This is a genomic window from Marinobacter sp. C7 (assembly GCF_022343555.1).
GTDB lineage: Bacteria > Pseudomonadota > Gammaproteobacteria > Pseudomonadales > Oleiphilaceae > Marinobacter.
Map to the genome: position 1 here is coordinate 763,925 of NZ_JAKQZH010000002.1, position 12,513 is coordinate 776,437.

The 12,513-nt window shown below is 60.5% G+C and carries 13 protein-coding genes; 4 read left to right on the forward strand and 9 right to left on the reverse strand.

The genetic code is table 11. From position 1 onward, the window contains the following. Positions 1 to 10: 10 nt before the first annotated feature. The 5 genes from MD273_RS13370 to MD273_RS13390 all read right to left on the reverse strand — a co-directional run bounded on the left by MD273_RS13370 (position 11) and on the right by MD273_RS13390 (position 5,126). The gene (locus MD273_RS13370; protein ID WP_239038281.1) at positions 11 to 2,899 is read right to left on the reverse strand and encodes a formate dehydrogenase subunit alpha; all 2,889 of its coding nucleotides are present in this window, start codon (positions 2,897 to 2,899) and stop codon (positions 11 to 13) included. 86 nt (positions 2,900 to 2,985) lie between these two features. After that, positions 2,986 to 3,174 carry a twin-arginine translocation signal domain-containing protein gene (locus MD273_RS13375; protein WP_239038282.1) on the reverse strand — a complete coding sequence of 63 codons (189 nt, stop codon included), beginning with the start codon at positions 3,172 to 3,174 and terminating at the stop codon, positions 2,986 to 2,988. 41 nt (positions 3,175 to 3,215) lie between these two features. Beyond that, positions 3,216 to 3,827, reverse strand: a complete 612-nt coding sequence (locus MD273_RS13380) for a TorD/DmsD family molecular chaperone (RefSeq protein ID WP_239038283.1) — start codon at positions 3,825 to 3,827, stop codon at positions 3,216 to 3,218. A gap of 82 nt (positions 3,828 to 3,909) precedes the next feature. Then, entirely contained in the window at positions 3,910 to 4,548 is a 639-nt protein-coding gene (locus MD273_RS13385; protein WP_239038284.1) for a DUF3306 domain-containing protein, read from the reverse strand. Then, complete coding sequence (locus MD273_RS13390) at positions 4,548 to 5,126, reverse strand: DUF3305 domain-containing protein (RefSeq protein WP_239038285.1); 579 nt, start codon at positions 5,124 to 5,126, stop codon at positions 4,548 to 4,550. Before MD273_RS13390 ends, MD273_RS13385 begins: the two co-directional genes overlap by 1 nt. Before the next feature lie 142 nt (positions 5,127 to 5,268). Between MD273_RS13390 and MD273_RS13395 the strand changes: the two genes are divergently transcribed. Genes MD273_RS13395 through MD273_RS13410 form a run of 4 tightly spaced genes read left to right on the forward strand, consistent with a single transcriptional unit; the run spans position 5,269 to position 9,287 of the window. After that, positions 5,269 to 7,248, forward strand: a complete 1,980-nt coding sequence (locus tag MD273_RS13395; RefSeq protein ID WP_239038286.1) for a 4Fe-4S binding protein — start codon at positions 5,269 to 5,271, stop codon at positions 7,246 to 7,248. Between the two features lie 19 nt (positions 7,249 to 7,267). Continuing rightward, positions 7,268 to 8,113, forward strand: coding sequence for an Mrp/NBP35 family ATP-binding protein (locus tag MD273_RS13400; protein WP_239038287.1), 846 nt, complete (start codon positions 7,268 to 7,270; stop codon positions 8,111 to 8,113). Continuing rightward, complete coding sequence (locus tag MD273_RS13405) at positions 8,110 to 8,814, forward strand: biotin/lipoate--protein ligase family protein (RefSeq protein WP_239038288.1); 705 nt, start codon at positions 8,110 to 8,112, stop codon at positions 8,812 to 8,814. The genes MD273_RS13400 and MD273_RS13405 overlap by 4 nt, the downstream gene beginning before the upstream one ends. Beyond that, positions 8,811 to 9,287 (forward strand): DUF6505 family protein, encoded by a 477-nt coding sequence (locus MD273_RS13410; RefSeq protein ID WP_239038289.1) that lies wholly within the window; start codon positions 8,811 to 8,813, stop codon positions 9,285 to 9,287. The genes MD273_RS13405 and MD273_RS13410 overlap by 4 nt, the downstream gene beginning before the upstream one ends. Here MD273_RS13410 and MD273_RS13415 read toward each other — a convergent pair whose 3' ends face one another. From MD273_RS13415 to MD273_RS13430, 4 genes are read right to left on the reverse strand one after another with little or no spacing between them, the layout of a single operon-like run. Beyond that, positions 9,288 to 10,535 carry a molybdopterin-binding protein gene (locus tag MD273_RS13415; protein WP_239038290.1) on the reverse strand — a complete coding sequence of 416 codons (1,248 nt, stop codon included), beginning with the start codon at positions 10,533 to 10,535 and terminating at the stop codon, positions 9,288 to 9,290. It abuts the gene before it with no gap. Between the two features lie 26 nt (positions 10,536 to 10,561). After that, complete coding sequence (mobB, locus tag MD273_RS13420; RefSeq protein WP_239038291.1) at positions 10,562 to 11,053, reverse strand: molybdopterin-guanine dinucleotide biosynthesis protein B; 492 nt, start codon at positions 11,051 to 11,053, stop codon at positions 10,562 to 10,564. After that, entirely contained in the window at positions 11,050 to 11,637 is a 588-nt protein-coding gene (gene mobA / locus MD273_RS13425) for a molybdenum cofactor guanylyltransferase MobA (RefSeq protein ID WP_239038292.1), read from the reverse strand. Before mobA ends, mobB begins: the two co-directional genes overlap by 4 nt. After that, a complete protein-coding gene (locus MD273_RS13430; protein WP_239038293.1) occupies positions 11,630 to 12,499 on the reverse strand; it encodes a formate dehydrogenase accessory sulfurtransferase FdhD in 870 nt (289 codons plus the stop codon). Before MD273_RS13430 ends, mobA begins: the two co-directional genes overlap by 8 nt. Between the last annotated feature and the right edge of the window lie 14 nt (positions 12,500 to 12,513).

Here is a 12,513-nt window from a genome sequence, read left to right on the forward strand (position 1 = left end):
ACACCTCTCACTATGCCGGCATAATCGAACACAGGGTGGCCTTGGTCTCCTGCATCTGCGTGACCGAGTCGTACCCGTATGTTTGAACAACGTTGGTGGATTCACCCAAAACAATTGGATCGGCGCCCTCGGGGTACTTGTCCCTCAGGCTCTTGCCCTCCAGCTCTCCGCCAAAGTGGAACGGCATGAAGGCGACGCCCTCACCAACGCGTTCCGTCACCATTGCCTTGACCTTGATGCGTCCGCCTTCCGGGCCAGACACCCAGACGTCCTTGCCGTCACGAATGTTCAGGTTGTTCGCATCGCGCGGATTCACCTCGATGAACATCTCCTGCTGCAGTTCTGCCAGCCAGGGGTTTGAGCGTGTCTCGTCACCACCACCCTCATACTCGACCAGACGGCCGGAGGTCAGAATGATGGGGAAGTCCTTGCTGAAGTCATTCTTCTGAATGGACTCGTACAAAGTTGGAACACGCCAGAAGGTCTTGTCCTCGTAAGTGGGGTAGTCCTCCACCAAGTCCCGACGCGTGGTGTAGAGGGGCTCGCGATGGAGCGGCACCGGATCCGGGAAGTTCCAGACGACAGCGCGCGCCTTGGCGTTACCGAAGGGTGCGCATTCGTGCTTGATGGCAACGCGCTGGATACCGCCTGACAGGTCGGTTTTCCAGTTGGTCTCGGGACCGGCAACCGCCTCAATGGTAGCGCGCTCTTCCTCGGTGAGGTCCTTGTCCCAGCCCAGATCCATCAGCATCTGCATGGTGAACTCGGGGTAGCCGTCCTTGATCTCGGAATTTTTCGAGTAGACGCCTTCAGCCAGCAGGTTTTCGCCGTTCCGCTCGACACCGAACCGGGCCCGGAAGGTGAGGCCACCCTTGGAAACCGGCAACGACATGTCGTACAGGTTGGGCGTGCCCGGATGGTTCATTTCCGCTGTTCCCCAGGACGGCCATGGCAGCCCATAGACATCGCCATCGCAGGGACCACCATTTGCTCGAAGGGTAGTCTTGTCGAAGTGATGCTGGTACTTCATGTGTTTCTTGAGACGCTCGGGGGACTGACCCGTATAGCCGATGGTCCACATGCCGCGGTTGAATTCACGGGTGATGTCCTCAATCGACGGCTCGTCGCCTTCAATTGCAATGTTGCGGAACATGCGATCGGTGAAACCGAACTTGTCCGCAAAGAGCTTCATGATTTCGTGGTCGACCTTGGAGTCGAAGAGCGGGTCGATGACCTTCTCACGCCACTGGAGCGAACGGTTCGAAGCGGTTACTGAACCATAAGTCTCGAACTGGGTGGTCGTTGGCAGCAGGTAGGCGCCATCTTTCCGATCGTGCAATACCGCAGAGACGGTCGGGAAGGGATCCACGACGACCAGCAGGTCGAGTTTTTCCATGGCTTCCTTCATTTCGAGCATCCGGGTCTGGGAGTTGGGTGCGTGGCCCCACAGAACCATCGCCCGGGTGTTATCGGGCTGCTCTAGGTTTTCCTTGGCTTCCAGAACACCATCGATCCAGCGAGAAACAGGGATGCCCTTCTCGTTCATCATGGCCTTGGACTTGCCGTTCTTGTCCCACACGGCGAACCGGCCCTTCAGCCAGTCCAGGTCCTCTTCCCAGACGCGTGCCCAGTGTGCCCAGGCGCCGGCGCTCAGACCGTAATAGCCGGGGAGGGTGTCCGCCAGGACCCCCAGGTCGGTGGCGCCCTGAACGTTGTCGTGCCCGCGGAAGATGTTGGTGCCGCCGCCGGAAACCCCCATGTTGCCCAGGGCCAGCTGCAGGATGCAGTAAGCGCGGGTGTTGTTGTTACCATTGGTGTGCTGGGTACCCCCCATACACCAGATGACGGTGCCGGGACGGTTGTTGACCAGGGTTCGGGCGACGCGCTCAAGCTGTGCGCCCGGTGCACCGGTAACACGCTCGACCTCCTCCGGATTCCAGCGTTTCACCTCGTCACGGATTTCGTCCATGCCCCATACGCGGGTACGGATAAACTCCTTGTCTTCCCAGCCGTTCTCGAAGATGTGCCAGAGAATGCCCCAGACCAGCGCAACGTCCGATCCCGGCCGGAAGCGCACAAACTCGTCCGCATGAGCGGCGGTGCGCGTGAAACGCGGGTCACACACGATAAGCGGTGCGTTGTTTTCCTCTTTGGCCTTCAGGATATGAAGCAGCGACACCGGGTGTGCTTCGGCGGGGTTGCCGCCGATCAGGAAGATCGCCTGGGACTTGTGGATGTCGTTGTAGGAGTTGGTCATCGCACCGTAGCCCCAGGTGTTGGCTACCCCGGCTACTGTGGTTGAGTGGCAGATCCGGGCCTGGTGGTCGACGTTGTTGGTGCCCCAATAGGCAGCAAACTTCCGGTAGAGGTACGCCTGTTCATTGTTGAACTTGGCACTGCCCAGCCAATAGACCGAATCGGGGCCGCTTTCGTCGCGGATCTGCAGCATCTTGTCGCCGATCTCGTTGATGGCGGTTTCCCACGAGATTTTCTGCCACTGGCCATCGACCATTTTCATCGGAGACTTGAGGCGACGTTCGCCGTGGGCGTGCTCGCGCACCGAAGCGCCTTTGGCACAGTGAGCCCCCAGGTTAAACGGGCTGTCCCATCCCGGCTCCTGGCCGGTCCAGACGCCGTTCTGCACTTCGGCCTCGACCGTGCAGCCCACCGAGCAGTGGGTACACACGGACTTTCTGATAACGGTTTCCCCGCCTTCGGTCGAAGCGGTCGCGGCTTCGACCCGCCCTGGCGTCAGGGACAAAGCCGCCAGGCCGCCCCCCACAGTCACACCGGAGGCCGCCAAAAAACCACGACGGTCCATAGTCCTGGCAGCGAGGGATGAAAGCAAAGATCCCGCACGGGGGCCTTTCGCTACCCCGTTGGTTTTCTTCCGTAACATGTCACGTACCTCTCTCTTTTTGTTCTCGTTTTCCGGAGGTGTGATCATCCAAGAGCATCACGCAACCTTGAATGATTCACGCTTCCTCAAAAGCGAGCCGATTCGAAATATTTACGTGTGTGTTCAGTGTCACGCAGTCCGCGGCTTTTCGGGGCCTCCTTCACGACCTCGGCTGCGGCGTTCGGCGCAACGGCCATCGCAACGGCAGCGGGCGCTGCGGCTGCTGCCATTTGCAGGAAACGGCGACGGCTGTTTTCACGCTTCGGGTTGTCCATCGGACTCCTCCACCTGAGTTAAGGGATCTGGCCGATCCCGGTTATTGAATTGCAAAGGCGTCAGCCTCTACGGTCATGAAAGCCCGCCCAAGCGAGCCCACAGGCGCATAGACGACTGCGCTTTGCGCTTCTTCCAAATCGGTAAAAAACAACGCCGCCCACTTTGCCAGGTGCGCGTCAAAAAAGGCTTTCTGTGACGGCAAGTCGCTATCGCACGCGAACTCGCCGGTAATGATGCCCGCCATGATTTCGCACAGCGTGCTGATGTGATCTTCGGGTTCCTTGACGCCCTCACTGGCTTTGATGCCCCTGGCTCTCAGATCGGTACGCAGATCCGCAAGGGGCTTCTCGTTGAGGAAACCGGTCAGGTAATAACTGGCATACGGCAACAGCTCACCGCGGCCGAGTCCCACAAAAAGGTTGTTGAACTCCCGCTCGGCATCATGAGGTGAAGTGCGTTCGGCAAGCGCAGCCAGATTCTTATAGGCGGAACCCAGGGGGCTATCGTCGCCCTTGAGGGACGCGAGCCCGTTGAGCAGCTCGCCAGAAGGCGGACCACCCAGCAGAACAGCCAGCAACTGGTAGATTTGAGCCCGGGCGCGATCTTCTTCAGTGATCGAGCGAGGGCACTGAAGTTCAGCAGTGTTAGCCAAGTCTTGTCCCTTAGAATTGTTGTTTGACTTTTGAACAGTTAATTTTAAGTTATAGTCCTAACCTGTGCCCGGTGCAACAAGCCTAGGACTCAAAGCGCATCCTGGGCCGATAGCGCGGCTCTGGTCCATCGTCGGTCTCGTTGGAGGCCGACTCTACAGGGCGCGTCGTCGAGGAGGGTGTGGCTGCGGTTTCGGGCTCTGATTCCTTGTTGGTGCCGGCAGGGGCAGCCGGTTCCGGGTCTGGAGCGATCGGCTCTGAAGCACTGGTCCGCTGCCCGGCCGGAACCTCTTCGTGCCCAACGCCACGGTTCTTTTTCTCGATGAATCCCTGACCCGCTTTGTAGAGGGTGTTCACGCTCTTCGTCGCAAGAGCGGCATCCGTGTAGTCTTCGTCGTAGTCATTGAGGCCATCCAGCACCGCCAGGACCGGGTTGGATTTCCACAGTGCCCGCAGGGCCTTACGACGCAACAGTTCAGGAATCTCTTTTCGCATGAAGCCTGTAATGTCCGCGCCCAACTCGATGGTATCCGGATCTGGCAGGCCGTACTTATCCAGCACCTCACGTTCCGGCAGGGCTTCATTCACAGCGAGTTCGCGCGCGGCGGATTCCTGCTCTTCGGGGTAGGGTGCGGACTCAATGCCCGGAGGAGGGGTGGGCTCGGCCTGTTTGCGAACCTCGGATTTCCTTCGTGACCAACGCTGGAAACGTGACTCAGCCATCACTGCAACCTTGGTTTCCTGATGTTGGAAGGTGCGCGGTAGACGTCGCTCTCCTGGCGAATGCGAGGATCGCCCTTGCCATCCTCGACGGCGTCGACACGGACTTCGTCACGGCGGCGTTTCTTGAAAGGCTCTTCGATGTAGTGCATGTCGATAAACTCCTTGATCCAGGCTGCCAGCGACTCCGGAATCGGGACGGCTTCGACGATGCTCTCGCCACTGTCCAGAGCATCCAGCGCCTCATGGGCACTGGCGGTGATGGTGCTGACTACCCACCCGGATGGAGAGCGGCCGGTCTGGTCCTTATCCATTACGACCCAGACGGAGGGAACGATCATATTCAGGGATACGAGATAGCCTTCCACATCGGCGCGGAAAAGTTCCATTGTCACGGTGCCTGCGTGGTAATCGATCACCTCGCCCTCTCGGACCATTTCTTTCCAGAACGCCTCCGGAGCGCCCGGTATAACGGCCACTGGCTTCCAGACGTTCTTCGCCCACCGTGTTACCCCCGGCGACCGGCGAACGACCGCGCCAACCTGCAACTCCCGTGTCCAATGTTCTGTGCGACTGCTCATGATGACTCTCTTCTTGTTATAGCTTAAAGCTAGCAGGACCCAAATGATTATCCAATTGTCCAAGCACAAAAGGCTGTGGCATGCTCTAAGAACGGCATGTACACGTATACGCATAACAACAACGAAAAGAGTCAACATCCTGATGACGGCATCCAAGACCCTACTGTTATGTAGCTGCGATAAAACACAGTCCTTTGATCCAGAGGCACTGAAGGCGGCTGCCTCCGCCGGGCAGGTGATCGCCGTGGATCAGCTGTGCGGCAAGGACATGAAGATCGCTGCCGAGCACCTGAGTGGCAGTAGCGAGGTGCTGATCGCCTGTGGCCAGCAGGCCGCCCTGTTCGAACGTTTGAGCGAGGACATCCAGGCTGAAATCCAGCATTCCGCGCCACTGGGCACCATCGATATCCGGGATCGCGCTGGCTGGAGCGCGCCGGACGCAAACCCGAAGCGTCTGCATGCCAAGCAGGCCGCGCTGATGGCCGCCGCCGGATTACCGGCACCCGTGGCGCCGGTAAAAACCATACAGTCCAGCGGTGTGTGCTGCATTGTCGGCCCAACCGAGCAGGCCATCCGGATGGCAGAGCTGGTTCAGGACGAGCTGGGTGTCACCTGTATCGTCAATGATTCCGGTCCGATAAAGCTGCCGTCTGCGGGTTACGACGTGGCCAAAGGACAATTGACCGCCGCCTATGGCGCGTTGGGCAACTTCAAGCTGGAGTTTGCCCGGCTGCAAATGCTGAACCCTGCTGGCCGAGGCGAGCTCGGTTATGGCGAGATGAAAGCCACCGCCCGGAGCGAGTGCGACGTATTTATCGACCTGCGCGGCGGCGCTCCGGCGTTTCCCAGTCATCAGAAGCGCAACGGCTATTTCTGGGCCGACCCGGCCAAAACCGGAGAGTTGGAGCGCATTGCGTTGACCGCCAGGGAGCGGGTGGGTGAGTTCGAGAAAACCGTATATTTCAGGCTGGAAGAATCCTTGTGTGCGCACTCACGGGCGAACCAGACCGGTTGTACCCGTTGTCTGGATGTCTGTCCCACCGAGGCCATCTTCTCCGCTGGTGACCACATACAGATCGATTCCGATATCTGCGCCGGGTGCGGATCCTGTGCGGCGGTCTGCCCGACCTCTGCCGTGACCATGAACGAAACCTCTTTCGAGGCCATCACCCGAAACCTGGAGGTCATGGCCAGCGTCTATCGCGAGCATGCCAACGAAGCCCCACGGCTGGTCTTTCACACGCTGAATGCGGGTACGGAAGCCATTGCCTATCTGGCCCGTTACGACGACGGGCTGGCGGACGATCTGATCCCGCTGGGACTGGAGCACATAGACCGGATCGGCCACGCCGAGATCATGGCTGCATTCGGGGCCGGCTACGCCGAAGTCCTGATCCTGGCAGACAACGAGATAGACCGACGGGCGGTTACTGCGGAGGTGGAGCTGGCCCGGGCCATGCTCACGGGCACCCGGAACTCTCCCAGCCGGGTCCGGGTTATCGAAGCCATCGAACTGTGCGCAGCTGGCGACAACGCCGGGCGGGTGAGCGAGCCGGTTTTGCTGGTCGGCGGTCGCCGCGACATTACCCGGGTCACCGCCACGGCGATGGCGGAGAGCCTGGAGGCGCCCATCCCCCTGCCAGTGGGTGCACCTTACGGTGCGATCGAGATCGACTCCGACAAATGCACACTCTGTCTGGCTTGCGTGTCGCTGTGTCCGACCGGCGCCCTTGGCGACCACCCCGACCGGCCGGAGGTTCAGTTCACGGAAAACGCCTGCGTCCAGTGCGGTATCTGCCAGAGCACCTGCCCCGAGACGGCCATCACGTTGAAGCCCCGTCTGGATCTGTCGAAGGACGCGCTGAGTGCCCGGGCACTCCATGGCGAGGAACCGTTCGAGTGCATCCAGTGTGGCAAGCCGTTTGGTGTTGCCAGCACCATCAACCGGATTGTTGAAAAACTGGAAAACCAGCACTGGATGTACACCAACTCTGACAATGTCCAGCTGATCAAGATGTGTGACGATTGTCGGGTCAAGGCCCAATACCACGGCGACAACGCTCCCATGGCGGGAGGCGAGCGTCCCCGGGTTCGCACCAGTGACGACTATCGGGACAGCTGAAAACCAGACAGGATATGACATGGTTCAATACACCGAAGTAGGAAAGGACAACCTGATTGGTACCGATGCGCCCCGGCCGCAGGACAAGAACCCCACGGGCATTGACCGCATCATCGCCATCGCCTCGGGCAAGGGTGGCGTGGGCAAGTCGACGGTGGCCTCGAATCTGGCGGTTGCGCTGGCCTCGAAAGGCCTGAAAGTGGGTCTGTTGGACGCCGATGTCTACGGGCCCAGCCAGCCCCGCATGCTGGGTGTATCAGGTCGCCCGTCCAGCCCCGACGGGCACACCATCCTGCCGCTGCGCAATCACGGGGTGACGCTGATGTCCCTGGGGCTGATGGCCCCGGATGACGAAGCCATCGTCTGGCGCGGGCCGATGCTGATGGGCGCCCTGCAACAGATGATGAACCAGGTGGACTGGGGCAAGCTGGATGTGCTGCTGGTGGATCTGCCCCCGGGCACCGGTGACGTCCAGATGACCCTGAGTCAGAAGTTTTTCGTGGCCGGCGCCGTGGTGGTCTCGACACCCCAGGACGTTGCCCTGATGGACGCGCGCAAAGGCATTGATATGTTCAACCGGATGGATGTGCCCCTGTTCGGCCTGATCGAGAATATGGCTTCGTTTGTCTGTGATGGCTGTGGCAAGGAACACCACCCGTTTGGATCCGGTGGTGCCCGGGCGGAAGCCGAAAAGCTGGGCGCCCCCTTCCTCGGCGAAATCCCGCTTGACCTCGATATCCGGGTGGCATCGGACGGCGGCGTTCCCATTGTGGTGTCAAAGCCCGATAGCCCGCAGGCCCGGGCCTTCCAGCGTATCGCCGACGAAATTATTGCCTCTGACGTCTACGCCCGGGCTGTCCGATGATCGAGTCACCCCATTTCCCGCCGCTGCTGTCGGGCGAAGTCGTGCCCAGGCACACGGATCCTTTTGACAAGGCTGTCAGCCGCGCCATAGCAGGCGTCGATTCGGGCACGATCTTCTACTCGGAGGCGATCGATACGCTGCGCGCAGCTCTGGTGCTGGCACCGGAAACGCCCCTGGAAGAGGCGATTCAGGCGGTCTATGTGGCCCAGATTGGCCTGGCCGAGAGTCTGGGGGCACTGGCCCCGCCGGAAGTGCCCGTCCACTTTCAGTGGCCCGATCGCATCAAGGTGAATGGCGCGCTCTGCGGGAGTGTCCGTTTTGCGGCGGATGTTTCAGATCCCGGGGCGCAGCCCAACTGGCTGGTCATCGGCATTGATGTGCCCTTTTTCCACGTGAGTGACGAGCCGGGCGAGAATCCGAACCAAACCTGTCTGTACGAGGAAGGTTGCGTTGATATCACCCCCATGGCGCTGCTGGAAAGCTGGTCCAAACACACGCTGCTCTGGCTGACCTACTTCATGGACAGCGGGTTCGAGCGGGTGCACAACGAGTGGCGGCCACGCTGCGACACTCTGGGTCAAATGATTGATCAGCCAAAGCCCGGACTCTTCGTGGGGCTTGATGAAAAAGGCCGGATGCTGTTGCGCGAGGGTGTCATGACCGAGAGAGTGAGCTTGATTGAATTTGCGGAGCACGTATGAAACTGGCCCGAACCCTGCGACTGGATGTGTCCGATGACAATGTATTTGAAAAGCCGGCTCCCAGCGGTGAATGGGCGATCTCGGGCGGCTTTGAATTTTCCAACTGGACCGAGGCGGATCTGAAGGGCAAGGCCCGGCAAGCCTTCAGCAACGGCTGGTACAGCGTAGAGTCGGGTGGCCGCGCCAGCTTTGTGGGCGTCTGCGACATCACCGAAGCGGAACTGGAGCAGCTCCGCCGGACCCTGGCGCAAACCTTTGTAGAGCACTACGGTGCGCCGGATATTGACGCTGCCTACCCCGTCGCCTGCGAAGAAATCGATCAGATGCGCAGCATGTGTGAGGATTTCGAGGATAACACCCTGCTGATGGTCAGCCGCCGGCTGACCGAGTTGGGTGTTGAGGAGACCTATCGCTCCCGGGCCCCGCAGGATGCCTCGCTGGAGGCCTTTGCGGTACACGGCAGCTACGAGTGATTACAACCCGAAGCTGCCGTAGGGAATGAACCGCACGGGCGTTCCTGGCTCTATCTGCCGGGCGCTCTCGTCCAGATCCACCAGGCCTTCGGACCAGGCCAGGCCGGTGACCCGGCCCGAGCCTTCGGAACCGAACACCTCAACCTGTCCATCGCGGATCCGGGCGCGCAACATCTCACTGCGCCCCGGCTTCTTGTTCTTGGAAAAGTTGGCAGGGACGAGATAGCCCTGGGGGTCGAACCACTCACTTCCTGCCAGCAGTGCCATGGCCGGCGCGCCAAAGCGCAGCGCGCAGACCCAGGCGGCAACCGGATTGCCCGGCAATCCCACCACCGGGGTGCCTTTGAACATGGCCAGTGCCAGGGGACGCCCGGGTTTGATGGCAATACGCCAGTTGCTGATCTCGCCATGGGCTTTAAGCGTTTTCGACACGTGGTCCTCGTCTCCTGCGGAAACGCCGCCACTGGTGAGGATCAGATCGCACTGCTCGGCGCCTCGTTCCAGGACCGCCTTGACGTCATCGGCCCGGTCGAGCACATGGCCCAGGTCCACCAGCTCATACCCCAGCTGCGATACCAGGGCGCTCAGCATCGGGCGGTTGGCATCGTAGATTTGCCAGTCGGTAACCGGTGAACCAACGGGTTTCACTTCGTCGCCCGTCGACAAGACCCCGACGCGGAGCCGCTGGTAGACGTCGACCGACTCGACCCCCACACTGGCCAGCACCGAAATCTGGGTAGGGGTCAGGCGGGTACCCGCCGTCAGGATCCGGTCCTGCGCCTGGATGTCCTCGCCGGCTTTACGGCGATTGGCTCCCGCCTTTAATGTGCCGTTCAACTGGAGCTGGCCATCGACGACCTCGCAATCCTCCTCGAGCACCACCGTATCCGTGCCTGCCGGCATCACCGCCCCGGTCAGGATCCGGATTGCATGGCCCTCGGGGACCTGCCCGGTGTAAGGCTCGCCGGCGGCACTGCGACCATCCACCAGGGGCATGGTGCAGGGCACTTCTGTCAGGGGGCCGGCAAATGCATAGCCATCGACCGCAGAGTTGCTGCTGGGGGGGTGGGCGCGAGGCGCGTACACATCGCTGGCCAGTATCCGGCCATTTACCTGCGACAATGCGACCGCCCGATCCACGCCCACGACAGGATGCAAGCGCGAGCGCAACCGCTCCAGTGCCTCGTCTACCGGTGTCCAGTTCACCCCGGGGGGCAGGGCAAAACAGTCGTTGCGAAGCGGTTTCATTGCTCCCCCGTTACTGGTTGTGTCGTTCATGGTTGTTCACGGTTCAGGATAAAGTCAGCGATTCCGGGCACATCGTCTACGTCGAAAACCGGGCCCGCAAAATCCGGCGCATAGTCCGTCGCCAGGGCAATAATACTGGCGTCTTCCCGGTAAAGGGGGCCACGGGAAGACTCCTGTCGGTGCACTTCGATCTTGGGGTGTGCATGGGTCTTGAATCCCTCGACCACAACCCAGTCGCAGGGAGCCAATCGGGCCAGCAATTCGTCCAGTGTGGGCTCCTTGTCTCCGCGCAGCTCGTGCATGATGGCAAAGCGCTGACCGCCCGCCAGGATGACTTCCCGGGCACCGGCCTCCCGGTGTTTATAGCTGTCGGTACCGGGTTGATCCACATCCACCATGTGATGGGCATGCTTGATCGAGTTGACGGTTAATCCTCTGCTGGATAACTCACGAATCAACGCGCTGGCCAGAGTCGTCTTTCCGGAATTTTTCCAGCCTACGATACCTATAACGTTCACTTCAGATGCTGCTCCGCCCAGGCCAGATCTTCCGGCGTGTTGATGTTGAAAAAGTCGTCCTCACCAAAGATGACCAGTGTCTCACCCTGGGCTTGTGTCCACTGGCGAATCTTGCGCACACCGTCGTTCAGGGCGGCTCTCAGCTCATGCCGCAAAGCGACCTGCCAGCGGCCGAAGGTCGGCTGGGGCACCCGGCCACGCTCCGGGTCCGGCGTCGCCGCCAATACCACAGGAGTCTCGTACCCGGAGAAGCGTTCGACCAGGTCCAGGGGGAAGGACGGGGTGTCGGCGGCGACGCTGATCAGCCAGTCATGGCCTTGCTCGGCGGCCCAATCCATCCCGGCCAGCACGCCCGCCAGAGGGCCGGCATAGCCGGGGATCGAGTCGGCCACCACCGGCAAACCCAGATCATCGAAACGGCTCAGATCTCCGTTAGCGTTCAATACCACGGCGTCCACCTGTGGCGTGATGCGATCGATGACACGCTGGATCAATGACCGATCGCCCAGCATCAGTCGTCCTTTATCACCACCACCCATACGGTTTGCCTGACCACCGGCCAGGATGACGGCGCACTCAGTCATGCTCTGCCCCTTTGCGACGCATTTTCTTGTCCTCATCGGGAACCTGCGACAGGTCCTGATCGAACACCAGGCGGTGCTGGCCACTGAGGCAGGTGAATTTCTTGCCCCGCATCCGTCCGATCAGCGTCAACCCGACCTGCCGGGCGATATCGACGCCCCAGGCGGTGAAACCGGATCGGCTGATCAGGGTCGGGATGCCCATCAGGGAGGTCTTGATCACCATTTCGGAGGTCAGGCGGCCGGTGGTGTAGAGAACCTTGTCTGCGGCCGGGATGTCGTTCAGGTGCATCCAGCCTGCGATCTTGTCGACCGCGTTGTGACGTCCGACATCCTCCATGTAAGCCAGGATTTCCCGGCCCTGGCACAGGGCAGTTCCGTGAATGGCACCGGTTTCCATATACAGGCTGGGCGTATGGTTGATCTGGTAGGAGAGATCATAAAAGGTGCTTGTGTGTACCGGCGTATCCGGCAGTGCCAGTCCCTCAAGTCCCGCCATCATGTCGCCAAAGACCGTGCCCACGGCGCAGCCTGACGTCCGGGTTTTCTTTTCCAGCTTGTCCTCGACATTCGTGATGCCGGCCGTGCGGACCACCACGACTTCCAGCTCTTCGTCGTAATCGATTCTGGTGACCTCATCGGTCTCTTTGAGCATGCCCTGATTAAGAAGAAAACCCAGTGCCAGGTACTCCGGGTGATCGCCAATAGTCATAGCGGTGACGATCTCCTGACTGTTCAGGTAGATGGTCAGTGGGCGCTCTTCGATCACACTGATTGATTTATCCTGACCGGTTTCGTCAACGCCCTCTACAGCACGGGACAGCCGGGGATCCTTGGGATCGGGAAGTATGGGATCAATCGTCATTTTTGTTACAGCCG